This is a genomic window from Streptomyces sp. CRN 30, from assembly GCF_034105845.1.
Genome location: NZ_JAVRHI010000062.1, coordinates 1 through 25,595 on the forward strand (window position 1 = coordinate 1; position 25,595 = coordinate 25,595).

General features: G+C 73.9%; 26 protein-coding genes and 1 riboswitch. Of the genes, 12 read left to right on the forward strand and 14 right to left on the reverse strand.

Annotated features, from left to right (window positions below; all coding sequences use genetic code 11):
• Both UW392_RS06220 and rsmH read right to left on the reverse strand, forming a co-directional pair.
• Positions 1-461: septum formation initiator family protein (locus UW392_RS06220; RefSeq protein WP_320773858.1), on the reverse strand; the 461-nt coding region annotated here is incomplete at its 3' end.
• A 64-nt stretch (positions 462-525) separates the two neighbouring features.
• Positions 526-1,482 (reverse strand): 16S rRNA (cytosine(1402)-N(4))-methyltransferase RsmH, encoded by a 957-nt coding sequence (gene rsmH / locus UW392_RS06225; RefSeq protein ID WP_320773859.1) that lies wholly within the window; start codon positions 1,480-1,482, stop codon positions 526-528.
• Positions 1,483-1,931: 449 nt separating this feature from the next.
• On the opposite strand from rsmH, the gene UW392_RS06230 reads away from it, so the two are divergent.
• The 4 genes from UW392_RS06230 (at position 1,932) to UW392_RS06245 (ending at position 7,622) form a co-directional block, all read left to right on the forward strand.
• A complete protein-coding gene (locus UW392_RS06230; protein ID WP_320773860.1) occupies positions 1,932-2,477 on the forward strand; it encodes a carbonic anhydrase in 546 nt (181 codons plus the stop codon).
• 261 nt (positions 2,478-2,738) lie between these two features.
• Positions 2,739-3,812 carry an AAA family ATPase gene (locus UW392_RS06235; RefSeq protein WP_414495663.1) on the forward strand — a complete coding sequence of 358 codons (1,074 nt, stop codon included), beginning with the start codon at positions 2,739-2,741 and terminating at the stop codon, positions 3,810-3,812.
• A complete protein-coding gene (locus UW392_RS06240) occupies positions 3,812-5,170 on the forward strand; it encodes a DUF58 domain-containing protein (RefSeq protein WP_320773862.1) in 1,359 nt (452 codons plus the stop codon). The genes UW392_RS06235 and UW392_RS06240 overlap by 1 nt, the downstream gene beginning before the upstream one ends.
• Before the next feature lie 55 nt (positions 5,171-5,225).
• Positions 5,226-7,622 (forward strand): DUF3488 and transglutaminase-like domain-containing protein, encoded by a 2,397-nt coding sequence (locus tag UW392_RS06245; protein WP_320773863.1) that lies wholly within the window; start codon positions 5,226-5,228, stop codon positions 7,620-7,622.
• 364 nt (positions 7,623-7,986) lie between these two features.
• Here UW392_RS06245 and UW392_RS06250 read toward each other — a convergent pair whose 3' ends face one another.
• The 3 genes from UW392_RS06250 to UW392_RS06260 all read right to left on the reverse strand — a co-directional run bounded on the left by UW392_RS06250 (position 7,987) and on the right by UW392_RS06260 (position 10,287).
• Positions 7,987-8,385 carry a DUF3040 domain-containing protein gene (locus UW392_RS06250; protein ID WP_320773864.1) on the reverse strand — a complete coding sequence of 133 codons (399 nt, stop codon included), beginning with the start codon at positions 8,383-8,385 and terminating at the stop codon, positions 7,987-7,989.
• Positions 8,386-8,661: 276 nt separating this feature from the next.
• Entirely contained in the window at positions 8,662-9,441 is a 780-nt protein-coding gene (locus UW392_RS06255; protein ID WP_320773865.1) for a methyltransferase, read from the reverse strand.
• A 264-nt stretch (positions 9,442-9,705) separates the two neighbouring features.
• The gene (locus UW392_RS06260; RefSeq protein WP_320773866.1) at positions 9,706-10,287 is read right to left on the reverse strand and encodes an SAV_6107 family HEPN domain-containing protein; all 582 of its coding nucleotides are present in this window, start codon (positions 10,285-10,287) and stop codon (positions 9,706-9,708) included.
• A 188-nt stretch (positions 10,288-10,475) separates the two neighbouring features.
• Here UW392_RS06260 and UW392_RS06265 point away from each other — a divergent pair, with 188 nt between their 5' ends.
• Entirely contained in the window at positions 10,476-11,120 is a 645-nt protein-coding gene (locus UW392_RS06265) for a TetR/AcrR family transcriptional regulator (RefSeq protein ID WP_320773867.1), read from the forward strand.
• A gap of 566 nt (positions 11,121-11,686) precedes the next feature.
• On the forward strand, positions 11,687-13,177 hold the full coding sequence (locus UW392_RS06270) for an NAD(P)/FAD-dependent oxidoreductase (protein WP_320773868.1): 1,491 nt from the start codon (positions 11,687-11,689) through the stop codon (positions 13,175-13,177).
• 31 nt (positions 13,178-13,208) lie between these two features.
• Here UW392_RS06270 and UW392_RS06275 read toward each other — a convergent pair whose 3' ends face one another.
• The 6 genes from UW392_RS06275 to UW392_RS06300 form a co-directional block, all read right to left on the reverse strand.
• On the reverse strand, positions 13,209-14,195 hold the full coding sequence (locus UW392_RS06275; protein WP_320773869.1) for a hypothetical protein: 987 nt from the start codon (positions 14,193-14,195) through the stop codon (positions 13,209-13,211).
• A gap of 55 nt (positions 14,196-14,250) precedes the next feature.
• On the reverse strand, positions 14,251-15,174 hold the full coding sequence (gene metF / locus UW392_RS06280; protein ID WP_320773870.1) for a methylenetetrahydrofolate reductase [NAD(P)H]: 924 nt from the start codon (positions 15,172-15,174) through the stop codon (positions 14,251-14,253).
• Positions 15,175-15,291: 117 nt separating this feature from the next.
• Complete coding sequence (gene thiE / locus UW392_RS06285; protein ID WP_320773871.1) at positions 15,292-16,008, reverse strand: thiamine phosphate synthase; 717 nt, start codon at positions 16,006-16,008, stop codon at positions 15,292-15,294.
• Between the two features lie 166 nt (positions 16,009-16,174).
• Positions 16,175-16,540, reverse strand: a complete 366-nt coding sequence (locus UW392_RS06290) for an Rv2175c family DNA-binding protein (RefSeq protein ID WP_320773872.1) — start codon at positions 16,538-16,540, stop codon at positions 16,175-16,177.
• Between the two features lie 64 nt (positions 16,541-16,604).
• Complete coding sequence (locus tag UW392_RS06295) at positions 16,605-17,843, reverse strand: FAD-dependent oxidoreductase (RefSeq protein ID WP_320773873.1); 1,239 nt, start codon at positions 17,841-17,843, stop codon at positions 16,605-16,607.
• Positions 17,844-17,888: 45 nt separating this feature from the next.
• A complete protein-coding gene (locus tag UW392_RS06300) occupies positions 17,889-18,257 on the reverse strand; it encodes a hypothetical protein (RefSeq protein WP_320773874.1) in 369 nt (122 codons plus the stop codon).
• Between the two features lie 52 nt (positions 18,258-18,309).
• A riboswitch (TPP riboswitch) is annotated at positions 18,310-18,421 on the forward strand.
• Between UW392_RS06300 and thiO the strand changes: the two genes are divergently transcribed.
• The 5 genes from thiO to UW392_RS06325 all read left to right on the forward strand — a co-directional run bounded on the left by thiO (position 18,419) and on the right by UW392_RS06325 (position 23,576).
• Complete coding sequence (gene thiO, locus UW392_RS06305) at positions 18,419-19,600, forward strand: glycine oxidase ThiO (protein WP_320773875.1); 1,182 nt, start codon at positions 18,419-18,421, stop codon at positions 19,598-19,600. (Overlaps the previous riboswitch by 3 nt.)
• Positions 19,597-19,797, forward strand: a complete 201-nt coding sequence (gene thiS, locus UW392_RS06310) for a sulfur carrier protein ThiS (RefSeq protein WP_320773876.1) — start codon at positions 19,597-19,599, stop codon at positions 19,795-19,797. Before thiO ends, thiS begins: the two co-directional genes overlap by 4 nt.
• Before the next feature lie 4 nt (positions 19,798-19,801).
• Complete coding sequence (locus tag UW392_RS06315; RefSeq protein WP_320773877.1) at positions 19,802-20,596, forward strand: thiazole synthase; 795 nt, start codon at positions 19,802-19,804, stop codon at positions 20,594-20,596.
• Between the two features lie 138 nt (positions 20,597-20,734).
• Positions 20,735-22,669 carry a Stk1 family PASTA domain-containing Ser/Thr kinase gene (gene pknB / locus UW392_RS06320; protein WP_320773878.1) on the forward strand — a complete coding sequence of 645 codons (1,935 nt, stop codon included), beginning with the start codon at positions 20,735-20,737 and terminating at the stop codon, positions 22,667-22,669.
• Positions 22,670-22,694: 25 nt separating this feature from the next.
• Positions 22,695-23,576, forward strand: coding sequence for a deoxyribonuclease IV (locus UW392_RS06325; protein WP_320773879.1), 882 nt, complete (start codon positions 22,695-22,697; stop codon positions 23,574-23,576).
• 1 nt (position 23,577) lies between these two features.
• Here the strand turns inward: UW392_RS06325 and UW392_RS06330 are convergent, their stop codons facing one another.
• Positions 23,578-24,225 carry a sulfite oxidase-like oxidoreductase gene (locus tag UW392_RS06330; RefSeq protein ID WP_320773880.1) on the reverse strand — a complete coding sequence of 216 codons (648 nt, stop codon included), beginning with the start codon at positions 24,223-24,225 and terminating at the stop codon, positions 23,578-23,580.
• Between the two features lie 185 nt (positions 24,226-24,410).
• On the opposite strand from UW392_RS06330, the gene bfr reads away from it, so the two are divergent.
• Positions 24,411-24,920: a bacterioferritin gene (gene bfr, locus UW392_RS06335; RefSeq protein WP_320773881.1), complete on the forward strand. Its 510-nt coding sequence runs from the start codon at positions 24,411-24,413 to the stop codon at positions 24,918-24,920.
• Here bfr and UW392_RS06340 read toward each other — a convergent pair.
• Both UW392_RS06340 and UW392_RS06345 read right to left on the reverse strand, forming a co-directional pair.
• A complete protein-coding gene (locus UW392_RS06340; protein ID WP_320773882.1) occupies positions 24,917-25,144 on the reverse strand; it encodes a (2Fe-2S)-binding protein in 228 nt (75 codons plus the stop codon). The two genes, bfr and UW392_RS06340, sit on opposite strands and share 4 nt — an antisense overlap.
• A gap of 177 nt (positions 25,145-25,321) precedes the next feature.
• Positions 25,322-25,595 (reverse strand): 3-deoxy-7-phosphoheptulonate synthase (locus tag UW392_RS06345; protein WP_320773883.1); only part of this gene is annotated, 274 nt, incomplete at its 5' end.

Sequence of the window (25,595 nt, forward strand, 5' to 3'; positions counted from 1 at the left end):
GTCGCGGCCGGAGCCGTCACGGCCGGAGCCGCGGCCGCCGCGTCGCGCCGCGCGGTGAGCGCCTCGGGAGCGAGGACCAGGGGGAGCGCCGCCGGGGAGGCCGGGGCCGGGGAGCCCTTCACGGTGCCGTCGGGGGCGAGGAACGCGGGGTCGCCCCCGGGGACCATGCCCAGTTCACGGGCGCGGCGCTGGAGGGCCTGGGGCGCGGAGTAGGCGTCCACATCCCGCTGGAGGGCCTGTTCCTCGTCGGTCAGCTCCTTGGTCTCCTGCTCCAGGTCGTCGAGTTGGAACGAGCCCTCGCTGAGCGCGGAGTTCAGCACCAGCAGGCCGATCAGGCCGCCGCCGAGGAGCAGTACGACGAGGAGGACGAAAGGGGTGCGGGCGGCCTGTCCCCCGGCGCCGGCCGGGAAGAGCCGGGCGAGCCGGGCGGCCCTGCCCCTCAGTTCCGGTGTGCCCTTCACGGTGCTTGTCCTCCCCCGTGCGGGCCGCGCCCGCTCCGTGCCCGCCGCTGCTGCCGCACGCGCTTCACCCGATGGACTCCCTGATCCGCTCCGCCCCGCGCAGCCGCGCCGGTGCCGCCCGCCGGTTCTCGGCGATCTCCTCCTCGGTGGGAAGTTCGGCACCGCGCGTGAGCAGCTTGAGCCGGGGGGCGTACTGCTCGGGGACGACCGGCAGTCCGGGCGGGGCGGTGTTGGCGGCGCCGGCCGCGAGCACCTGCTTGACGAGGCGGTCCTCCAGCGACTGGTAGGACAGCACCGCGATCCGGCCGCCCACGGCGAGCGCCTCGACGGCGGCCGGGACGGCCCGCTCCAGGACGGACAGCTCGCCGTTGACCTCGATGCGCAGCGCCTGGAAGGTGCGCTTGGCCGGGTTGCCGCCGGTGCGCTTGGCGGCCTGGGGCAGCGAGTCACGGATCAGTTCCACGAGCCGGGCGCTGTACGTGAACGGCTCCTTCTCGCGCTCGCGGACGATCGCGGAGACGATCCGCTTGGCCTGCTTCTCCTCGCCGTAGGCGCGCAGGATGCGGACGAGCTCGCCGGGCGGGTAGGTGTTGAGGACCTCGGCGGCGCTGACGCCGGTGGTCTGGTCCATTCGCATGTCCAGGGGGGCGTCCTGGGCGTAGGCGAAGCCGCGGTCGGCCTCGTCGAGCTGCATGGAGGAGACGCCGAGGTCGAACAGGACGCCCTGGACGCGCGGGACGCCGAGCCGGTCGAGGACGTCGGGCAGCTCGTCGTAGACGGCGTGCACGAGGGTGGCGCGGTCGCCGTACGGGGCGAGCCGCTCGCCGGACAGGCGCAGCGCCTCCTTGTCCCGGTCCAGGGCGACGAGCCGGGCCTCGGGGAAGCGGGCGAGCAGCGCCTCGCTGTGTCCGCCGAGGCCGAGGGTGCAGTCGACGACCACGGCACCCGGCTCCGTCAGGGCGGGCGCCAGCAGATCCAGGCACCGCCGGAGCATCACCGGGACGTGTCGACTCTGGCTCACGGGGGGTCGGCCTCTCGGGTCCGGCACGGTGTGCACGCACCGCCGGGTCCCCGCCCTCCCCCGGCGGACCGGGGAGTGCCCGGTGAAGGGAAGACCCGCCGGCGCCTTCCAGCGTCGGCCGGCCGGGAGCGGGAGGAGGCCGAGCCGTACGTACGCGCCGCGCACGTGGGGAGAACGGGCACAACAGCGCCCAGCTCTCCGGGGGTTTCAGTCCAGCGGAGAGAGCCTCGCCTCCCGCTTCGCGCCACTTTAGTCCACCCTGTCGCCCGGTCAATCAACCGGCCTGCGCGTCGCGGGCGCCGGGCCGGGGAAGCGGGAACCGACGGTACGTCACCCGTACGGACGCACCGGCGCCACTCCTGTGGGTTAGCTCACACAGGGGCCGTCCCGCCGCCCTCGTCCCGCCCCACAGCGGGCCGGGTCTCCACGTGACCAGTAACGTCTTGGGCATGACGACTTCTGCACCGGTTCCCGCAGGCCCCGACGGCACCATAGGCGACGGCGCCGTCACCGACCGCCTCGTCGCGGCCAACGCCCGCTACGCCGCCGACTTCGCCGACCCGGGGATGGACGCCCGTCCGGTCCTGCGCGTGGCCGTCGTGGCCTGCATGGACGCCCGGCTCGACCTGCACGCCGCGCTCGGTCTGGAGCTCGGCGACTGTCACACCATCCGCAACGCGGGCGGTGTGGTCACCGACGACGTGATCCGCTCCCTGACCATCAGCCAGCGGGCGCTCGGCACGCGCAGCGTGGCCCTCATCCACCACACCGGGTGCGGCCTGGAGTCCCTGACCGAGGAGTTCCGGCACGAGCTGGAGCTGGAGGTCGGCCAGCGTCCCGTCTGGGCGGTGGAGTCCTTCCGCGACGTCGACCAGGACGTGCGGCAGTCGATCCAGCGGGTGCGCACCTCCCCGTTCCTGCTGCACACCGATGATGTGCGCGGTTTCGTCTTCGACGTGAAGACCGGCCTGCTGCGGGAGATCGACGCCGCCTGAACGGGCCGCCCGCGGCCCGACAGCAGACCGATAGGACGCCCGAAAGGCCGCAAGCTCCGACATATCGCGGGCAGTTGTCCACAGGCGAGTGACACGAATCGGTAACGGCAGCAAGAATGCGGGGAGCGGTGCCGCGCGGAACTTTTTCCGCGCGGTGTCCGTGCAGCAGTCAGGACCGGTGCGCTGTTCAGGGCGTCGGTCCCGGCAGTCGGGGTATCCCCTGTTCTCCGGGGGAGCGGGGATTAGGCCGAGGAGGGCCGGGTGACGACCTATGACGATCGAGGGAGCCATGGGGGTCCCCCCGCCCGAGAGTATTCGAGGGCGGGGGAAGACCTGACCGCGGTGGTGGAGCGGGTACGCGGTTCGGTGGAGGACGTGATCGAGGGCAAGCCCGAGGTCGTGCAGCTCTCCCTGACCGTGCTGCTCGCCGAGGGACATCTGCTGATCGAGGACGTGCCCGGGGTCGGCAAGACCATGCTGGCCAAGGCGCTGGCGCGGTCCATCGACTGCTCGGTGCGGCGCATCCAGTTCACGCCCGACCTGCTGCCGTCCGACATCACCGGCGTCTCCATCTGGGACCAGCAGCGCCGGGACTTCGAGTTCAAGCCGGGCGCCATCTTCGCGCAGGTGGTGATCGGCGACGAGATCAACCGCGCCTCGCCGAAGACGCAGTCGGCGCTCCTGGAGTCGATGGAGGAGCGCCAGGTCACCATCGACGGCAAGACCTACGAGCTGCCCAGCCCCTTCATGGTGGTGGCGACGCAGAACCCGGTCGAGATGGAGGGCACCTACCCGCTGCCCGAGGCCCAGCGCGACCGGTTCATGGCCCGTGTCTCCATCGGCTACCCCAGCGCCGAGGCCGAGCTGCAGATGCTCGACGTGCACGGCGGGGTGAACCCGCTGGACGACCTCCAGCCGGTGGCGCACGCGCACGAGATCCTGAAGCTGATCGAGGCGGTCCGCGGCGTCCACGTCGCCGAACCGGTCCGGCGGTACGCCGTGGACCTGGTCGCCGCCACCCGCTCCCACCCCGACCTCAGACTCGGTGCCTCGCCACGTGCCACGCTGCACCTGCTGCGGGCGGCGAAGGCGTCCGCGGCGCTCGGCGGCCGGGACTACGCGCTCCCCGACGACGTGCAGGCCCTCGCCGTCGCCGTGCTGGCGCACCGTCTGCTGCCCACCGCGCAGGCCCAGCTCAACCGGCGCTCCGCCGAACAGGTGGTGCAGGAGATCCTGCAGAGCACCCCGGTGCCCTCGGCCGCGCCCCACCGGCCCGACGGGTACGCGCCGGGCGACGGCGCTCCGGGGTACGGCCGGCAGCCGCGGAGGCTGTGATGACCGCCGGGGGGACGGGCCGTGCGGAGGGCGAGCGGGACGACAAGGGCGGCCTGCGCACCGCGCTCGGCGGCCTGACCACCCGCGGACGCTCCTTCCTGGCCGCCGGGATCGCCGCCGCGATCTGCGCCTACGTCCTCGGGCAGAGCGATCTGCTCCGGGTCGGGCTGCTCCTGGCGGTGCTGCCGCTGGTCTGCTCGGCCGTGCTGTACCGCACCAGGTACCGGGTCGCGGGCGGCCGCCGGCTCACCCCCGCGCGCGTGCCGGCCGCCGGCGAGGCCCGCGTCCACCTGCGCGTGGAGAACGTCTCGCGGCTGCCGACCGGCCTGCTGATGCTCCAGGACCGCGTGCCCTACGTCCTCGGCCCGCGGCCCCGGTTCGTACTGGACCGGGTCGAGGCGGGCGGGCGCCGGGAGGTCTCCTACCGGGTCCGCTCCGACCTGCGCGGCCGCTATCCGCTGGGCCCGCTCCAGCTGCGCCTGACCGACCCGTTCGGGATGTGCGAGCTGACCCGGTCCTTCTCCGCGCAGGACACGCTCACCGTGATCCCGCGCGTGGAGCCGCTGCCGCCGGTGCGGCTGAGCGGCGAGGCCCGGGGGTACGGCGACGGACGGCACCGTTCGCTGGCCCTGGCGGGCGAGGACGACGTGATCCCGCGCGGCTACCGCTACGGCGACGACCTGCGCCGCGTGCACTGGCGCTCCACCGCCCGCTACGGCGAGCTGATGGTGCGCCGGGAGGAGCAGCCGCAGCGCGCCCGGTGCACGGTGCTGCTGGACACCCGGGCCGTCGCCTTCGAGGGCGCCGGACCGGACTCGGCCTTCGAGTGGGCGGTCTCGGGCGCGGCGTCGGTCCTGGTGCACATGCTCGAACGGGGCTACTCCGTACGGCTGCTGACGGACACGGGCAGTTCGGTGCCGGGCGAGGGCGCGGACGGCTTCGCGGGCGCGAGCCAGGAGTCGGCGGACGCGGCCGGGCTGATGATGGACACCCTCGCGGTGATCGACCACTCCGACGGCACGGGCCTGTCCCGCGCCTACGACGTGCTGCGCGGCGGCAACGAGGGGCTGCTGGTGGCGTTCTTCGGCGATCTCGACGAGGAACAGGCGGCGATGGCGGCGAAGATGAGCCACCGCGGCGGTGGCGCGCTCGCCTTCGTCCTGGACAGCGGGACCTGGCTGCGGGAGCCGTCGGACGTCCCCGGCCCCGGGGACCACGGCCGGCGGCTGCGGACCCTGCGCGAGGCGGGGTGGACGGCCGTCGCCGTGGAGCGCGGCGCACCGCTGGAGCAGCTGTGGCGCAGGGCGGAACAGGAACGCTCGGGCCTCGCGCCGGCGGGCGGCGGGGAGGGCGTGTGATGGACAGCGGAACACGGCGGACGGTGGACGCGGTGCGGGGGCGGGAGGGCGTGCGGTGAGCGGGCGGGCGAGGCTGGCACTGTGTGCCTGGGCCGCCACCCTGATGGCGTCCTGCGCGCTGCTTCCCCTGGTCGATCCGTCGACCTGGATCGTGCAGGCCGCGGTGTTGCTGGCCGTGCAGTCCGGGGTGGGCGCGGCGACCCGCCGGGTGCCGCTGGCCCGGCCGCTGACCGTGGCGGCGCAGGCGCTGGTCGCGCTGATGCTGCTGACGCTGGTCTTCGCCCGGGAGCAGTCCCCCGCCGGTCTGGTCCCCGGCCCCGACACCTTCCGGCACTTCGCGGAGCTGCTGCGGCAGGGCGGCGACGACATCGCACGGTACGCGATCCCGGCGCCGCTGGAGTCCGACGGCATCCGGCTGATGCTGGTCGGCGGCGTGCTCATCATCGGCCTGCTGGTGGACACCCTCGCGGTGACCTTCCGCAGCGCGGCCCCGGCCGGGCTGCCGCTGCTGGCGCTGTACTCGGTGGCCGCGGGGCTGTCCGACGGCGCCGACTGGCTCTGGTTCCTGATCGCCGCGGCCGGCTATCTGATGCTGCTGCTCGCCGAGGGACGGGACCGGCTCTCGCAGTGGGGCCGCGTCTTCGGCGGCGCGCCGCGCTCCCCGGGCGCCGAGCCGACCCGGGCCCTGGCGCCGGTGCGCACCGGGCGGCGGATCGGCGCGGTGGCGCTCGGCATCGCCCTAATCGTGCCGCTGGGCCTGCCCGCGATGGACGGCGGGCTGCTGGACGGCACCGGCGGCGGCATGGGGTCCGGCGGCGGAGGCGGCGGCACGATCTCCGCGGTCAACCCGCTGGTCTCGCTGCGCGACAGCCTGAACGTCGACGAGGACCGGCAGGTCCTCTCCGTGGTGACCGAGTCCAGCGACATCTCCGACCTCTACTTGCGCATCGTCTCCCTGGACGACTTCGACGGCACCACCTGGAAGCCGTCCAAGCGGGAGATCACCGCCGTCCCCGAGGACCGCTTCCCCACCCCGGCGGGCCTCGGCCCGGACGTCGAGCGGACGGAGACCCGGACGACGATCTCCGCGGCCGACTGGTACGCGCAGGACTGGCTGCCGATGCCGTACCCGCCGAGCGGCGTACGGGTCGGCGGCGCCTGGCGGTACGAGCCGGTCGGCATGACCCTGGTCGGCGACCACGGCCAGAACACCCGCGGACTGACGTACGAGGTCCGCGGCCTGAACGTGCGGCCGACGGCGGAGCAGCTGGCCGCCGCGCCGGAGCCCTCGACCGCGATGCTGCGGGAGTACACCGAGCTGCCGGACTCGATGCCGGGTGTGGTCGCGCGGACCGCACGGGAGGTCACGGCGGGCGCCGAGGACGCCTACGACCAGGCGGTCAAGCTCCAGGAGTACTTCGCGATCACCGGCGGGTTCGAGTACGACACCCGGGTGCAGGTGGGCAGCGGCTCTCAGGCCATCGCCCGCTTCCTGCGGGACAAGCAGGGCTTCTGCGTGCACTTCTCGTTCTCGATGGCGGCGATGGCCCGTTCGCTCGGCATACCGGCCCGGGTCGCGGTCGGCTTCGCGCCGGGCGCGCCGCAGGCGGACGGCTCGGTGTCGGTGGGGCTGCGGGACGCGCACGCCTGGCCGGAGCTGTACTTCGAGGGCGTGGGCTGGACCCGGTTCGAGCCGACCCCGAACCGCGGGTCGATGCCGTCGTACACCGTGCCGGACGCGCCGGGCACGACGCTGCCGGACGCCGCCCGTCCGTCCGAGGAGGCGTCGGAGGAGCCCTCCGCCGCGGCGTCGGAGAGCGAGAGCTGCACCGCGCAGGAGAAGAAGCTGGACGCCTGCGAGAGCGAGTCCCCCGACGCGGCGGTCGCGGCGGACGACGACGGACCGAAGTGGTACGCGCTGCTGGCCTGGGCGCTGGCGGGGCTGGTGGTGCTGGCGCTCCCCTTCTCGCCGCTGCTGTGGCGGGCACGGGTGCGGTCGGTGCGGCTCGGGTCGCACGGCCGCGGTGCGGTGGACGCGGCGCCCCGGGCGCTGGCGGCCTGGCAGGAGCTGACCGACACGGCGTGGGACTTCGGTGTCGCACCGGACGAGTCGCAGACCCCGCGCAAGGCGGCGGCCCGGGTCGTCCGGCTCGGCCGGCTGGACCCGCCGTCGGCGGCGGCCGTGCACCGGGTGGCGGACGCGGTGGAGCAGGTGCTCTACGCGCCCCGGCCGCGTCCGGCGGCGGGGCTGACGGAGGACGTCCTGCTGGTGGCGGCGGGCCTGCGCGCCACGGCCGGACGCCGCACGCGGCTCCGCGCACGGTTCGCCCCGCGTTCCGCCGTCCGGGTGGTGTGGGCCGCGTCGGCCCGCTGGACCGCCCTCGGACACCGAGTCGCGTCGACCGGCCCGGCGACCCTGCGCCGGCTACGGGGGCGCGGCGCGGAGGGCTGACCGGCCGGGGCCGACCGGACGGAGTGCGGGCGGACGGGGACGCCCGTGCCCCGGTCGGCACGGGGGCTGGGCGGCGAGTCACCGTGCGGAAGGTGACCGCTCACAGGGCGGGCGAGGCCGCTCCCACCCGTGGGCGCGTGAACGCGTGAACGGGCGCGGGGGCGCGTGAACTGGTGGACGGGCGCGTGGGCGCGTGAACTCGTGGACGGACGCGTGCGGGCCCGTGCTGTCACGCGCGGCCGGTGGCCCCTCCGTCCGCCGGGCGCGTAGCCCTGCGGGCAGTCGTGAACGTGTACGCGTGAGGGTGGCCACCGGACGGTGGTCACCCTCACCTACGTCTTGGACCGGCGGCCGGCCGGTCGGCTCAGTGGCCGCCCTGCTCGTCGCGGCGGCGCTGCCAGCGCTCCTCGATGCGGTCCATCATCGAGCGCTTCTGCCGTGCTGGGCGGCGTCCCTGGGGCGCGGCACCGGCGGCGGGCTGCTCGCCCGGCTTCGGCGCCTTGCGCCAGCCGGTCACCGCGAGGACCGCGCACCCCAGCATGACCAGGAAGCCCACGACACTGAGCCACACCTGCTGGGCGACCATACCGGCCATGAGGAGCGCGATACCTACGAGGAAGCCCGCGACCGCCTGGTAGACCCGTCGCCGGGTGTACGTACGCAGCCCGCTTCCCTCGAGCGCTGTCGCGAACTTGGGATCTTCGGCGTACAGCGCTCGCTCCATCTGCTCGAGCATGCGCTGCTCGTGCTCCGAGAGCGGCACGGAGTCCTCCTCATCGTGCAGTCGCCGGGGCGACCCGGGGGGTCCCTTCAGGATAGGCAGGGAATCGCCCCCGTGAAACCCGCCCCTCTACGCCAATTGGCCAACCGGTTTCCGCCATGGACGTCCCGGCCCGCTAAGTTCCCATTCCCCAGCGGCCGACCCGTCATGCCGGACGGTCTCCCTCGATCATACGGCGCCGACCCCCCGTTCGGGGGGCCTGTGGCGTACTCCATGTGCACGCAAGTCGCTGATCAGGGCGGTATCCCGCCAGGTGGCTCAGACCTCTCGGGCCGCTCCGGTCCCGGGCGTCTCGGCGAGCACATGGAGCTGCGTGGCCACGGAGTGGAACGCCGGCAGTTCGGCCGCGGCGGCCTCCAGCTTGAGCAGCGCGTCCAGGGCCCCCGGCTCGGTGTCCACCAGCACGCCGGGGACGAGGTCGGCGAAGACCCGCACGCCGTGCACGGCGGTGGTCCGCAGCCCCGCGCCCTCGACCAGACCGGTGAGCTGCTCGGCGGTGAAGCGGCGCGGCACGGGGTCGCCGGTGCCCCAGCGGCCGTCCGGGTCGCCGAGCGCCTGCCGGGCCTCGGTGAAGTGTCCGGCGAGGGCGCGGGCGAGGACCGCGCCGCCCAGACCGGCCGCGAGCAGGCTGAGCACGCCCTCGGGGCGCAGGGCGGCGACGGTGTTGCGGACCCCCTCGGCGGGGTCGTCGACGTACTCCAGGACGCCGTGGCAGAGCACCGCGTCGTAGCCGGCGCGCTCGACCACGTCGAAGAGGCCGTGCGCGTCGCCCTGGACGCCGCGCACCCGGTCGTCGACGCCGGCCTCGGCGGCCCGGCGCTCCAGGGCGAAGAGGGCGTTGGGGCTGGGGTCGACGACCGTGACGCGATGGCCGAGCCGGGCCAGGGGCACGGCGAAGTTGCCGCTGCCGCCGCCGGTGTCGAGGACGTCCAGCACCGACCGCCCCGTGGCCTTGACGCGGAGGTCGAGGGCGTCCCGCAGGACCTCCCAGACCACGGCGGTACGGAGGGAAGCGCGGGGGCGCGACGGGTCCGACACGGCAGTTGACTCCTCGGCGCGGCACCGCCTCTGGCGCGGCGGAGCGAACGGGCTGCCTCCCTCTCCTTCGCCGGTACCGCCCTGGTGGGCCGGGTCGGCTGGGGTGGGAGACCTCAGGCTGCCTCCACCCTAATGGGCGGCGTGTGCCGTCACGGCACCCCTGGTCCCGGCCGCCCGGCCGCCCCGTCGGCCGTCATCCGCCGCTCGGCGCCCGTCGGCTCTCATCCGCCGTTCGCGCCCAGCGCCCGGCACCCGCCGCTCACGTCACCCGGCGTCCGGCAGCCCTCCTCCCTGCTGTCGGCCGTCCCGCGAGCGGTCCGGGCCGGGACGGTCGCTCTCCGGGCGGGGCTGGGGCAGGACCGGCTGGAGGACGAGCATCCGCTCCACCAGGCGCAGAAACATCGCCACGTCCCGTACGAGGTCGTCGGCGTCCCGGCCGCTCGCCGCGCCCTTGATGCCCGCCTCGGCGCGGGCACGGCGCCGGGCGCCCGAGGCGAACAGCGCGCTCCACTCGGTCAGCTCGGGCGCGATCTCGGGCAGCACCTCCCAGGCGCTGCGGATGCGCGCCCGCGCACGGGGGGTGGGTTCGGGCCGGCCACGGGCCGCGAGCACGGCGGCGGCGGTACGCAGGGCGGCGAGGTGGGCCTGCGCGTACCGCTCGTTGGGGGTGTCGAGGACGGTGGCCTCGTCCAGTCCGGCACGGGCCTGGGCGAGCAGGTCGAGGGCGGCGGGCGGGGCCGTGGCCCGGCGCAGCACCGGGTGCACGTCGCTCGCCGGGCCGTTCAGTGAGGGGGCAGGGCCGGTGGCGCGGCGCCGACGGGCGGCGGCCGCGGAGGGGTTGGCCATGACGAACCTCCTGTCGTCTCCGTAACGGCACGCCCGAAACGGGTGCCGTATGTGCCCATCGTGAGGTATGGCACTGACAATCCGTTCTGACCTGCCCTTCTGTCTCGATCGCAGGTGTCTCGATCGGGGGTTCGGCCGGGGCGGCGGCGCCGGTCGCGACCGCCGGACCTGCTGTGAGAATCGGGACCATGGAAAGCAGCAGCGCCACCCCGCCGCGCGCCACCCCGCCGCGCGGCGGCCGCCGCGAGGCGACCCGGCAGAAGCTCTACGAGGCGGCCGTCACCCTCATCGCGGAGCAGGGTTTCTCCGCCACCACCGTGGACGAGATCGCCGAACGGGCCGGGGTCGCCAAAGGCACGGTCTACTACAACTTCGCCAGCAAGGCCGTCCTCTTCGAGGAGCTGCTGCGGCACGGGGTGGGGCTGCTGACCGCGTCCCTGCGCGAGGCGGCCGAGGAGGCCGGGCGGGGCGACGGCGGCAGGGCCGGGGCGCTCGACGCGATGATCCGCGCGGGGCTCGTCTTCATCGACCGCTACCCGGCCTTCACCCAGCTCTACGTGGCGGAGCTGTGGCGCACCAACCGCGCCTGGCAGCCCACCCTCACGGTGGTCCGGCAGGAGGTGGTCGCGGTCGTGGAGGACGTACTGCGCGCGGGCGTGGCCGACGGCGAGTTCGACGCGGGGACCGACGTGGCGCTGACCGCCTCCGCGCTGGTCGGCATGGTCCTGGTGGCGGCCCTTGACCGGCAGTCCTTCCAGCCGGAGCGGTCGCTGGACGACGTGCACGCGGCGCTGGCCCAACTGATCCGGGGCCGGGTGGGCGGACACCCCTGAGCCGCCGCGCGCGCCGCGCGGACCACGGGCGCGAGGGGACGGCACGCACGCGAGGAGGGAGTGCCGGTCCGTCGTCGGCCGCGTCCCCCGCGGGCCGCCGCCGTCCCGGCACTCCCTCCTGCTCCCCCGTACGTCCCCCGTACGTCCCCCGTACGTTCCCCCGTACAGTCCCCCGTCGGACCCCCGTGTCCGGCCGTCCGCAGGGTTCCCCCGTGCCTCGCTCCCGCCGGCTGCGGCCGGCGGAAGGAGCGGAGGGCGGGCCCGGACCGTTCCGGCGCCCCGTGTCGCCGGTACCGGATCCGTGCCCCTCTCCGTGGTCCCCACTCTCTCGTTCTTGCAGGTGGTGGCCCATCCGCGCGGGTACTCATCTGTCCGACTAGGTACCTGTACTCAGCACTGGGCGCCACCCCTCAGCCCGAGGCGGCCGTCTCTGATGCCGACCGCGTCCGCCCCCGTACTCCCACGCCCCTGCTCCCGCGCCTTCCTCGGCCCGTCCGGTCCCGGGAACACCGCAGGTCACATCCCCTGTGGCCGGGCTGTCAGAGGGGGCGGATAAAGTCCCTGGCATGGCACGGATTGCGGTGATCGGCGCCGGGACGGGCGCCCTGGCGGCGTCGGCCCGGCTGGCCGTCGCGGGCCACCGGGTGACGGTGTACGAGCGCACCGGGACGTACGGCGGAGGGGTGCGCCGCTTCGAGCGGGACGGTTTCTCCTTCGACACAGGCCCCGGGCTGCTGCCCCTGCCCGCGGTCTGGCGCGATCTCTTCGTCAAGACCGGCAAGGAGCCGCTGGAGGACCGCGTCGAGACGGTGCAGGTCGATCCGTCGGCCCGGCACGTCTTCGCGGACGGCACCGAGGTGGCGCTGCCCAACGCCTCGCGCGCGGGGGTCGTCGCCGCGCTGGACGAGGCCCTCGGGGCGGGTGCCGGGCAGCGCTGGGGCGACTTCCTGGTCCGGGCCCGTCAGGCGTGGGACCGGACGCGCCGGCCGCTCCTCGAAGAACCGCTGTGGCCGGACTGGCGGGTGCTGGGCGAGCGCGAGCCCTATCCCGCGGTCCCGCACAAGCGGCTGCTGCGCACCCGGCGGGCGGGCACGCTCGCCGAGATCGGTGGCTACGAGCTGCGCGACGCCCGGCTGGCCGCGCTGCTGGAGAGCCACGCCCTGGCCCACGGCCTCGATCCACGCACGGCACCGGCGAGCGCCGCCGTGCTGCCGTACATGGAGCACGCCTTCGGCACCTGGTACGTCCGCGGCGGTCTGCGCGAGCTGGCCCGCGCGGTGTACGAGCGGTGCCTGGCCCGCAGGGTGGAGTTCCGGTTCGACGCCGAGGTCACGGCGATCACCGAGAAGGACGGCCGCGCGTGCGGCGTGGAGCTGGCCGACGGCACGGTGGCGGAGGCCGATCTGGTGGTCGCCGGGGTCGCGCCCGGTGTCCTCGACCGGATCGCCGGGAGCACGCCGGTGCGCGGTGCCGACGAGGTCCGGCCGCCGGGCGGTGTGCCGAGCCGGCTGACGGTGCTGCTGGCGCTGCGGGGCGCCCGGCCGGACGGCGTCGCGCACCGCACGGTGGTGCACGCGCCGGACCGCGAGGCGGAGCTGGCCGCCCTGTTCGACGGCGCCACGGCCGCACCGCCGACGGTGACGGTACTGCGCCCCGACGACCCCGCCCTGGTGCCGGACGCGGAGCACGAGGCGGTCGTCCTGTCGGTGACGGTCCCGGCGGGGGACGCGACCGACGGGGCCCTGCGGGCGGAGCAGTCGATCACCGTCGCGGAGCGGGCGGTCACCGGTCTGCGGGACCGCCTGCTCTGGCACGAGGTGCGCACCCCGGCGGAGATCGAGGCGGAGACCGGTGCGGAGGGCGGGGCCGTTCCGGCGCCTTCGCTGGCTGCGGCCGCCGGACGCCTGCTGCGTCCGGCGAACAGCACGCGCGTGGAGGGCCTGTTCACCGTCGGCGGCTGGTCACACCCGGGCGGCGGACTGCCGCACGCCGGGATGTCGGGCGCGCTGGTCGCCGGTCTGATCGTGGAGGGGCCCGGCTTCCGGGGATCGCAGTGAGGAGCGGCGCGCGGCACCCCGGCGGGTCCGGTCAGTAGCGGTACTGCTGCTCGTCGTAGCCGTGCCCGCCCGGCTGCTGCTGCCCGTCCCCCTGGTAGGGGTACGGCTGCTGCTCGGGCGGGAGTTCACCGCCGTACAGGTCGTCGGTGTTGCGCTGCTGCGGCACCCAGACGCCGCCGGCCGGGGTCTCGCCGCCGTAGCCACCGGTGGTGTACGGGTCCTGGCCGTAGTTCTGCTGGGGGTAGCCCTGCTGCCCGGTGGTGTCGTAGGACCCCGTGTCGTACGTGTTGCCGCCGTAGGTGTGAGTGCCGATGTACGGGTCCGAGTAGGCGGCGTACTGCTGCTGGCCCGTGGCGTCGTAGCCGTAGTCCTGCTGCTGGCCGTAGCCGGAGTAGTCGTAGGCGTAGGACGCGTCGGCGGTCTGGGGGGTCGGGGTGGGCTGCTGGTCCTGGCCGTAGCCCGCGGTGTCGTAGACGCCGTACGAGGCGGTGTCGTCGGGCATGGGCTGCGGCTGGTAGACGGTGGTGTCCACGGCCGGCGGCTCGGCGGGGCGCGCGGGCGCGAAGACGTCGTCTTCCTGGGCGTCGCGGTCGTAGCCGTGGCCGAAGGCGGTGCCGTCGGGGGCGGAGGCGTGTTCCCCGTCGGGGCCGTCGCGGTGGGGGCCGTCGTGGTGGGGGCCGGTCGCTTCGAGGTCGGAGACCTCCAACGCCGGTTCCCCGCGGCCCCGTTCGGGACGGCCGCGCTTGCCGCCGACCAGGCCCGCCGGGGCCTGGACGGCCCAGCCGGAGGCGAAGCCGCGGCGGAAGGACAGCGTGACGTAGGTCTGGCCGACGGCGAAGGCGATCGTGCCGAGCCCGATGACGACGACCGACGGGATCAGCACGCCGAGTACGACACCGAGGAACCCGGCGAAGGCCAGCAGCCGCCAGCGCAGGCGCGCCTTGTACTGCAGCAGCACCTCACCGAGCAGCCACAGCGCGACGACTCCGAACGCGATGTAGAGGACCGCCCAGCCCATGTACGCCCCTCTCCCAGTGACCGCTACGCAGTGTGTCGTATGTGTGTGCGGCGGTCTAGGCCCGCGATGAGCGGTGCAGGCCCAGGTTCTCGTAGATTTCCAGCGTCGCCGTGGAGTTGTTCAGCGTGATGAAGTGCAGACCGGGCACACCTTCGGCCAGCAGCCGCGCGCAGAACTCCGTCGCGAACTCGATACCGATGGAGCGTACAGCCGCCGGATCGTCCTTGGCTGTGAGGATGCGCTCTTTCAGGTCGTCGGGGAAAGCCGCGTTGCTGAGTTTCGGCAACCTCTCCAGCATCTTCACACTGGTCACCGGCATCACCTCGGGGATGACCGGGGTCTCGCACCCCGCCGCGACGACTCTGTCCCGCAGCCGCAGGTACGACTCCGGGTGGAAGAACATCTGCGTGATCGCGTAGTCGGCGCCCGCCCGGCACTTGTCGACGAAGTTGGCCACGTCGTCGTCCCAGCCGGCGGAGCGCGGGTGCATCTCCGGGAAGGCGGCCACACCGACGCAGAAGTCGCCGGACTCCTTGATCAGTTCGACCAGCTCGGCGGCGTAGGTGAGGCCCTGCGGGTGCGGCACCCAGTCGCCCATCGGGTCGCCGGGCGGGTCGCCGCGGACGGCGAGTATGTTGCGGATCCCCGCGTCGGCGAACTGGCCGATGATGTTGCGCAGCTCGGCGACGGAGTGGTTGACCGCCGTCAGGTGGGCGACGGGGGTGAGCGTGGTGTCGGAGGCGATCTGCTCGGTCGCCCGGACCGTGCCCTCGCGCGTCGAGCCGCCCGCGCCGTACGTCACGGAGACGAAGCTGGGGGCGACCGCCTCGACCCTGCGGAGGGCGTTCCACAGGTTCCGCTCGCCCTTCTCCGTCTTGGGCGCCCAGAACTCGAAGGAGTACGTCGCTTTTCCGGTCGCGAGCATGTCGCGGACGGTGCGGGCGTGATCAGTCCTGGTGGATGCCGTTCCGAGGGCCATACGGGCAGGTTAGCCAGGGTGTGGCGGGCACCCAACCGGAGACAGGAAATATGTCCGTATTGTCGGCTACTTGTCCAGCCCTTGGACAGTCGGCGGACAAGCCAGCCGACGGACGGGTCAGCCGACGTCCTTCAGCCGCCCGGCGAACTCGGCCGCCGCCGCGCGGGGGTCGTCCGCCTCGGTGAGGGCGCGCACGACGACCACGCGACGGGCGCCCGCGTCCAGGACCTGGTCGAGGTTGGCGAGGTCGATGCCGCCGATGGCGAACCAGGGGCGGTCCGTGCCGAGCGCCGCGGTGGAGCGGACGAGGTCGAGGCCGGGGGCGTGGCGGCCGGGCTTGGTGGGGGTGGGCCAGCACGGGCCCGTGCAGAAGTAGTCCACGCCGTCCTGCGCGGCCGCGGCGGCGGCCTCGGACCCGGCATGGGTGGAGCGGCCTATGAGCACGTCGTCGCCGAGGAGGGCGCGGGCCGCCGGGACGGGCAGGTCGCCCTGGCCGAGGTGGAGCACGTCGGCGCGGGCGGCGTGGGCGACGTCCGCGCGGTCGTTGACCGCGAGGAGCTTGCCGTGCCGGGCGCAGGCGTCGGCGAAGACGGAGAGGTGCTCCAGTTCCTCGGCGGCCTCCATGCCCTTGTCCCGCAGTTGCACGATGTCCACCCCGCCGGCCAGCACGGCGTCCAGGAACTCCGGCAGGTCGCCCTGGCGCTTGCGGGCGTCCGTGCACAGGTAGAGCCGGGCCCCGCGGAGCCGCTCACGGGCGTCCGCGGTGACGGTGTCGTCCGCAGTGACGGTGCCGGCAGTCGTACCGGCAGTGGTGGCGGTGGCGGTGGCGGTCATGCGTACGGTCCCCCGTGTCGGTCGGTCATGCGTGCGATCCCCCGTGATCGTGCCGGTGCGGTGCGGCGGCGGCCCACCGGCGATGCCGGTGGGCGGCGGGGCCGCACCGGACCGGGACCGCGGCCCGGGTCGGCCGCGGCCCGCGCTCCGCGTGGTGGGCGGGAGGTCAGACAGCCAACGCCTGTGCCCGGCGCTTCACCTCCGTGCCGCGGTTCTCGCTGAGGGCCTGCGCCGGGGTGCCGGGCAGGCTGTCGTCCGGGGTGAAGAGCCACTCCAGCATCTCTTCGTCCGTGAAGCCGTCGTCCCGCAGCAGCGTCAGGGTCCCGGACAGGCCCTTGACGACCTTGTCGCCGTCGATGAAGGCGGCGGGGACGTGCAGCGCGCGGTTCTCACCGCGGCGTACGGCGATGAGCTGGCCGTCCTTGACCAGCTGCCGCACCCGGGTCACCTCGATGTCGAACATCTCGGCGATGTCGGGAAGGGTCAGCCAGGCAGGGACGAGAGCATCGGTCTTCGTGTCAATCTCGGTCACGTCACCAGCCTGCCATCTGGCACTGACAGGAGGAAGTCGGACCCCCCTGACCTGCGCCGACGCATTACGCCACCGCCGCCTTCAGCGGCCGGGCCGGGTCGGCGAGGAGCCGCGTGTCCAGTGCCGTGCCCGCCGCGATCAGCCGACGGCCCTGCGCGAGGTCCCGGGGCCGGCCCACCGCGAGCAGCGCGACGAGGCGGTTCTCGCGCAGCCAGCAGACGGTCCAGGCGGGGCCGGCGGGGTCCCCGCGCCACAGCACGGTGTCGGCGGCCGTGTGGTGCCCGGCGTACTGCACGAAGCGGCCGAACTGCTCGGACCAGAAGTACGGCACCGGGTCGTAGACCTCCGCCGGTTCGCCGGTGGCCGCGCCGACGATGTCCGCGGCGACCGTGCGCGGCCCCTGGAGGGCGTTGTCCCAGTGGTGCACGAGGAGCCGCTCGCCGTAGCGGCCGGAGGGGAAGGACGCGCAGTCGCCGACCGCGTGGACGTCCGGTACGGAGGCGCGCAGCCGGTCGTCGGCGAGTACCTCGCCGTGGGCGCCGAGGGCGATGCCGGAGCCGGCGAGCCACGCGGTGGCGGGCCGGGCGCCGACCCCGACGACGACCGCGCCCGCGGGCAGCCGGGTGCCGTCGTCGAGGACGACCGCGCCGGGCTCGACGCGCGCCACACGCGCGCGGGTGCGCAGAACGGCTCCGGCGTCGGCGTACCAGCCGGTCATCGGGGCGGCCACCTCCGCGGGCAGCGCGCCGGCCAGCGGCCGGTCGGCGGCCTCCACGACGGTCACCGCGCACCCGGCCTCCCGCGCGGCGGTCGCGAACTCGGCGCCGATCCACCCCGCGCCGACGACCACGACGTCGTGCTGGGCGGTGAGCACCGGGCGCAGCCGCGCGGCGTCGTCCAGGGTGCGCAGCAGGTGGACGCCGGGGACCCCGTCGGCGCCGGGCAGCCGGAGCGGCTCGGCGCCGGTCGCGAGGACCAGGGCGTCGTAGGGCACCGGTCCCGCGGAGGTGTCGAGGAGGTGGTCGCCGGGGCGGACGGCCAGTGCCTCGCAGCCGAGCCGCACCTCGATGCCGAGCGCCTCGAAGTCGATGTCGAAGGCGGAGCCGTCGGCCGTGCCGAGGAGGACGGCCTTGGACAGCGGGGGCCGGTCGTAGGGCGGGTGCGGCTCCGCGCCGATCAGCGTCACCGTGCCGGTGAACCCCTGCTCGCGCAGGGCGACCGCCGTCTGCACGCCGGCCATGCCGGCGCCCACGACGACCACGCGCCGCGCGGAGCCTCCTCGCTCCTGCGTCTGCTCGCTCACCTGATCACCTTAGACACCTGACTCACTGTCAGTCAGGGGGCACGGTCAGTGAGGTGCTGCACATTCCGCTGGGTGTTCCGCGACCTGTTCCACGACGCTCGTGCCGCTGCCCGCGCGGGACTCCCACTCCCAGGTCTCCTCCAGGCGCACCCGCCCGTCGGGGAGCGCGACGACGGTGGAGCGGCAGTGACCCGAGGCGGTGGTGCCGTCGGTCCTGAGCTGCACGTAGCGGAAGTCGAGGCGGTCCCCCGCGCGCGTGCCGACGAGGTGGCCGCGCGCGATGTCGCCGCCCGCGTACTCGGCCCAGACCGCGCCGTCCGCCTCGTGGTACGTGAAGCGGGTGCCGGTGCCCACCTGTCCTGGGGCCTGGTCGGTCACGGGGGCGAGGACGAGGCCGTCGAGCGAAGGTGCCACCTGGGGACGCTCCCTTACAGCGGTCGATGACGAGCGGTTAGGGTGGCCAACGTAAAGCACTCGCGGGAGCCCGGACGCACCGGGCTGAGAGGGAGGCTGGCGGCCTCCGACCGTACGAACCTGATCCGGGTCATGCCGGCGAAGGGAGGGGCTGGAAGCCCATGGCGCCTACGTCCGAACCACCGCGCACCGGTGACGTCCTGGTCGTCGGGGGCGGGATCATCGGCCTGGTCACGGCCTGGCGGGCCGCGCAGCGCGGGCTGGCCACGGCGGTGGTGGACCCCGCGCCGGGCGGCGGGGCCGCGCGCGTGGCGGCCGGGATGCTGGCCGCCGTCACCGAGCTGCACTACGGCGAGCAGACGCTCCTCGCGCTGAACCTGGCGTCGGCCCGCCGCTACCCGTCCTTCGCCGCCGAGCTGTCCGACGCGACCGGCCTCGACCTCGGCTACCGCCCCTGCGGCACCCTCGCCGTCGCGCTCGACGCCGACGACCGGGCGCACCTGCGCGAGCTGCACGCGTTCCAGCGGCGGTCGGGCCTGGAGTCCGAGTGGCTGTCGGGGCGTGAGTGCCGGCGCCTGGAGCCGATGCTGGCGCCGGGTGTGCGCGGCGGCCTGCGGGTCGACGGCGACCACCAGATCGACCCCAGGCTGCTGGCCGCGGCGCTGCTCGTCGCCTGCGAACGGGCCGGGGTGGCCTTCCACCGGACCACGGCCGGGCGGCTCACCGTCGCCGGGGACCGGGCCACGGGTGTGGTGACGGCCGACGGCACCACCCTGGAGGCGGACCGGACCGTGCTGGCCGCGGGCAGCCTCAGCAGCCGGCTGGCGGGCGTCCCCGGCGGTCTGCTGCCGCCGGTACGGCCCGTGAAGGGCCAGGTGGTGCGGTTGACGATGCCGTCCGGGCAGCCGCCGCTGCTGCACCGCACGGTCCGCGCGGTGGTCCGCGGCAACCCCCTGTACCTCGTTCCGCGCGAGAGCGGCGAACTCGTCGTCGGCGCGACCAGCGAGGAACTGGGCTGGGACACCACGGTCACCGCGGGCGGCGTCTACGAGCTGCTGCGGGACGCCCACGAGCTGGTCCCGGGCATCACCGAGCTGCCTCTGGCGGAGACCCTCGCGGGCCTGCGCCCCGGCTCCCCGGACAACGCGCCGCTGCTCGGCCCGACCGCGCTGGACGGCCTGCTGCTGGCCACCGGGCACTTCCGCAACGGCGTGCTGCTCACGCCCGTCACCGGCGACGTCATGGCGCACGTACTGACCACCGGGGAGCTGCCCGAGGAGGCCCGCCCCTTCACCCCCGGGCGGTTCGGCGCCGCCCCCGCACCCACGGAGCAGCCGGCATGATCATCACGGTCAACGGGGAGCCGCGCGAGACGGCCCCCGGCACCGCCCTGGACGCCCTCGTACGGACGCTCACCGCGGCGCCGTCCGGAGTGGCCGCCGCCCTCAACGAGACAGTCGTCCCGCGCGCCCAGTGGCCCGCCACCGCGCTGGCCGACGGCGACCGCGTCGAAGTCCTCACCGCCGTACAAGGAGGCTGATCCCATGGCCGACGACCCCTTCGTCCTCGGCGGTACGTCGTATACGTCCCGCCTGATCATGGGCACGGGCGGGGCGCCCAGCCTCGACGTGCTGGAACGCTCCCTGGTGGCGTCCGGGACCGAGCTGACGACGGTCGCGATGCGGCGCGTGGACCCGTCCGTGCACGGCTCGGTGCTGTCGGTGCTGGAGCGGCTCGGCATCCGGGTGCTGCCCAACACGGCGGGGTGCTTCACCGCCGGGGAGGCCGTGCTCACCGCCCGCCTCGCGCGCGAGGCGCTCGGTACCGACCTGGTGAAGCTGGAGGTCATCGCCGACGAGCGCACCCTGCTGCCGGACCCGGTGGAGCTGCTGGACGCGGCGGAGACGCTGGTCGACGACGGTTTCACGGTGTTGCCTTACACCAACGACGACCCGGTGCTGGCGCGGAAGCTGGAGGACGTCGGCTGCGCGGCGATCATGCCGCTCGGCTCGCCCATCGGCTCCGGGCTGGGCATCCGCAACCCGCACAACTTCCAGCTGATCGTCGAGCACGCGCGCGTACCGGTGATCCTGGACGCGGGTGCCGGTACGGCGTCGGACGCCTCGCTGGCGATGGAGCTGGGCTGCGCCGGTGTGATGCTGGCGTCGGCGGTGACCCGGGCGCAGGAGCCGGTGCTCATGGCGGAGGCGATGCGGCACGCGGTGGAGGCGGGCCGGCTGGCCCGGCGGGCGGGCCGCATCCCGCGCCGGCACTTCGCCGAGGCGTCCTCCCCGACGGCGGGCCTCGCGGCACTGGACCCGGAGCGCCCAGCGTTCTAGGGCGTGCCTGATGGATCTCCGTGGACGGAGGCCCTGGGCGCCGCCCGCGCGTGGGTTGCGTCACAGGTCGGCTGCAACAGGGGGTCCGGGGCGGCCGGACACAGCTCGCTGTCAGCGACGGCTCGTAGACTCACCTGCGTGGACACGACCCTTCAGGACCCTCTGGTCGGGCAGGTGCTCGACGGCCGGTACCGCGTCGAGGCGCGGATCGCGGTCGGCGGGATGGCCACGGTCTACCGGGCCGTGGACACCCGCCTCGACCGCGTGCTCGCGCTGAAGGTGATGCACCCGGCGCTCGCGGCCGACGGCACGTTCGTCGACCGGTTCATCCGCGAGGCCAAGTCCGTGGCCCGGCTCGCCCACCCCAACGTCGTCCAGGTCTTCGACCAGGGCACCGACGGCGGGTACGTCTACCTGGCCATGGAGTACGTGTCCGGCTGCACCCTGCGGGACGTGCTGCGCGAGCGCGGGGCGCTCCAGCCGCGGGCCGCCCTGGACATCCTGGAGCCGGTGCTGGCCGCGCTCGGCGCCGCGCACCGCGCGGGGTTCGTGCACCGCGACATGAAACCGGAGAACGTGCTGATAGGGGACGACGGCCGGGTCAAGGTCGCCGACTTCGGCCTGGTCCGGGCGGTGAACACGGTCACCAGCACGACCGGCGCGGTCCTCGGCACCGTCTCCTACCTGGCGCCCGAGCAGATCGAGCACGGCACCGCCGACCCCCGGGTCGACGTCTACGCGTGCGGTGTCGTCCTGTACGAGATGCTGACCGGCGCCAAGCCGCACGCCGGGGACTCCCCCGCCCAGGTGCTGTACCAGCACCTCAACGAGGACGTGCCGCCGCCGTCGGCCGCGGTGCCCGACCTGGCGTACGAGCTGGACGAGCTGGTCGCCTCGGCGACCGCCCGCAATCCGGAGATCCGTCCGCACGACGCCGTGGCGCTGCTCGCGCTGGCCCGCGGGGCGCGCGGCGCGCTCACCGCGGCGCAGCTGGACGCGGTGCCGCCGCAGGCGCTCACCGCGGGCCACGACAACGCCGACGACCGCACCAGCGTGATCCCGCGCGCCCTGACGATGGTCCGCCCGCTGCCGGTGAACGAGGACGACGTCCCCGGCACCGGCGACGGCTACGACCGCACCAGCAGGCTGGAGACCCCGCCGCCGGCGCCGCGCCGGCGCGGTCCCGGGGTGCGCCGCGGTCCGCTCGCGATCGTGCTCGCGGTCCTGCTCGCGCTCGGAGTCGGCGCGGGCGTCTGGTACATCAACTCGGGCCAGTTCACCGAGGTCCCGCCGCTCCTGGAGAAGACGGAGGCGCAGGCGAAGACCCGGCTGGAGAAGGCCGGCCTGGACCTCGGCGACGTCAAGCACGCCTACAGCGACACGGTCGAGCGCGGGGTGGTGGTCAGCACCGACCCGGGCACGGGCACCCGTATCCGGACCAACGACTCCGTGTCGCTGACCATCTCCGACGGCCCCGAGACGGTGAAGCTGGCCGATGTGGAGGGCTACCGGCTGGACCGGGCGAAGTCGGTGCTGACCCAGGACGGCCTGGAGCCGGGCATGGTCACCCGGGAGTTCAGCGACGACGTCCCCAAGGGCTTCGTGATCTCCACCGGCCCGGAGGCGGGGACCAAGGTCCGCGCGGGCTCGGCGGTCGCGCTCACGGTCAGCAAGGGCGCCCCGGTGGACGTGCCGGACGTCACCGGCCAGGACCTCGACGAGGCCGAGGCGGAGCTGACCGACGCCGGTCTGAAGGTGAAGGTCGCCGAGGAGCAGGTCAACTCGGAGTACGACGCCGGTCAGGTCGCGCGGCAGTCGCCGGGCGACGGCGAGCGGCTCGCCGAGGGCGACACGGTGACGCTGACGGTCTCCAAGGGCCCCGAGCAGGTCGAGGTCCCCGACGTGACCGGTGAGAGCGTCGACGACGCCCGGCAGGAGCTGGAGGACGCCGGGTTCGAGGTCGAGGAGGACCGCGGGCTGCTCGGCCTGTTCGGCTCCACGGTGAAGAGCCAGTCCGTCGAGGGCGGGGAGACGGCCCCGGAGGGCTCGAAGATCACGATCACGATCCGCTGAGACCCCTGGCATCCTGGACAGTGAGATGAGCACCGCACCTTCCCCCGCCGCGCGCCGCAACCCCGTCGGCGCCCACGTCCCCGTCGCCGGCGGCCTGCACTCGGTGGGCCTGCCCTACGCCCGTGACCTGAAGGCCGAGGCCGTGCAGGTCTTCGTCGCCAATCCGCGCGGCTGGGCCACGCCCGCCGGCAACCCGAAGCAGGACGAGGCGTTCCGCGCGGCCTGCGCCGAGGAGTCGGTCCCCGCCTATGTGCACGCCCCGTATCTGATCAACTTCGGGTCGCACACCGAGGCGACCGCGGAGCGGTCGGTGGAGTCGCTGCGGCACTCGCTGCGGCGGGGCCGCGAGATCGGCGCGCTGGGCGTGGTGGTGCACACCGGCAGCGCGACGGGCGGCCGGGAGCGGGCGGTGGCCCTGCGGCAGGTGCGGGAGCGGCTGCTGCCGCTGCTGGACGAGCTGACCCACGAGGACGACCCGTTCCTGCTGCTGGAGTCGACCGCCGGGCAGGGTGCCTCCCTCTGCTCACGGACCTGGGACTTCGGTCCGTACTTCGAGGCGCTGGACGCCCATCCGAAGCTGGGCGTCTGCCTGGACACCTGCCACATCTTCGCCGCCGGGCACGATCTGACCGGCCCCGACGGCATGCGCCAGACCCTGGACCTGCTGGTGGACACGGTCGGCGAGGGCCGGCTGAAGCTGGTCCACGCCAACGACTCCAAGGACGTGGCCGGGGCCCACAAGGACCGGCACGAGAACATCGGCTCCGGTCACATCGGCGAGGACCCGTTCCGGGCGCTGATGGCGCACCCCGCGACCGCGGGCGTACCGCTGGTCATCGAGACGCCCGGCGGCAAGGAGGGGCACGCGGCGGACGTGGACCGGCTGAAGAAACTGCGCGACGCCTGACCTAGAGCCCGGGGCCGTCGCCGGGTTCCTCCTGGTAGGAGTAGCGCTGCTCGCGCCAGGGGTCGCCGATGTTGTGGTAGCCGCGCTCCTCCCAGAAGCCGCGCCGGTCGGCGGTCATGTACTCGATGCCGCGGACCCATTTGGGGCCCTTCCAGGCGTAGAGGTGCGGTACGACCAGCCGCAGCGGGAAACCGTGCTCGGCGGTGAGCAGCTCGCCGTCCTTGTGGGTGGCGAAGAGGGTGCGGTCGGCGGCGAAGTCGGCGAGGCGCAGGTTGGAGCTGAAGCCGTACTCGGCCCACACCATCACATGGGTGACGGCCGGGCCGGGCGGGGCGAGGTCAAGGACGGTCGTGGCGGGGACGCCGCCCCACTCGGCGCCGAGCATGCTGAACTTCGTGACGCAGTGCAGGTCGGCCACGACGGTGGTGTACGGCAGGGCCGTGAACTCCTCGTGGTTCCAGCAGTGCTTGTCACCGCCGGCGGTGGCGCCGAAGACGCGGAACTCCCAGCGCTCGGGGCGGAACTTGGGGACCGGGCCGTAGTGGGTGACCGGCCAGCCGCGCTGGAGCCGCTGTCCCGGTGGGAGATCGGCCTGCGCCGCCCCTGACGAAGCACCTTCTCCCGACTCGTTTCCCACCGGCTGACCCATGTCTCCATCCTGACAGACCGGGGGCGCTGTCCCGGACCGGGGGCCGCTCGATTTCGGACGTCAAGCGACAATTAGGACTAAGCCAGGACTTACTTACTAAGTGAAGACTTACTGGACGATCTTGGAATCCGATGCAATCATGCGGCGCAACCTGCCAGTTCCCGTGTGTGGAAGGAGCCTCTGCGATGCAGGGCGACCCCGAGGTCATCGAATTCCTCAACGAGCAGCTGACCGCCGAGCTGACGGCGATCAACCAGTACTTCCTGCACTCGAAGTTGCAGGACCACAAGGGCTGGACCAAACTCGCGAAGTACACGCGCGACGAGTCCTTCGACGAAATGCGCCACGCGGAGCTCCTCACCGACCGCATCCTGCTCCTGGACGGCCTGCCGAACTACCAGCGGCTGTTCCACGTCCGGGTCGGGCAGTCGGTGACGGAGATGTTCCAGGCGGACCGGGAGATCGAGGTCGAGGCGATCGACCGGCTGCGCCGGGGTGTCGAGGTGATGCGGAACAAGGGCGACATCACGTCCGCGAACATCTTCGAGGCGATCCTCGCCGACGAGGAGCACCACATCGACTACCTGGACACCCAGCTGGACCTGATCGAGAAACTGGGCGAGGCGCTCTACCTGTCGACGGTCATCGAGCAGTCCCAGCCGGACTCCTCGGGCCCGGGTACCGGCGGCCTCTAGGCCGCTTCGGGAAGCTCCGCCGTGAGGGGCGGTTCGCCCTGGTCCACGAGCTGCCGACGGGGGCAGGCGCCACGGCCGAGCAGCGCCTGGATGCGTCGTACGCAGCCACCGCAGTCCGTGCCCGCCTTGCAGGCGGAGGCGATCTGCCGGGGCGTGCACGCGCCGGCGTCGGCGTGCGACTTCACCTGTTCCTCGGTCACACCGAAGCAGCTGCAGACGAACACGCGGCGGTTCACCTCCCGGGCGGGGTCATGGTCGTGCCGTACCGACAGCGATGACCGAGGCCCGTCCAATCGGTGAGGCAAACCTAACCTTACCCACCCCGCCGGTACCGCAAAAGCGGAAGGGGCGCGGATCTCATGTGACCCGCGCCCCATTCACACCCGCGAACGGGTTCTGTCTCACTGGTCCCGGTACATCTCCGCCACCAGGAAGGCCAGGTCGAGGGACTGGCTGCGGTTGAGGCGGGGGTCGCAGGCGGTCTCGTAGCGCTGGTGGAGGTCGTCGACGAAGATCTCGTCACCGCCGCCGACACACTCGGTGACGTCGTCGCCGGTCAGCTCCACGTGGATGCCGCCCGGGTGGGTGCCCAGCGCCTTGTGGACCTCGAAGAAGCCCTTGACCTCGTCCAGCACGTCGTCGAACCGGCGGGTCTTGTGCCCCGAGGCCGCCTCG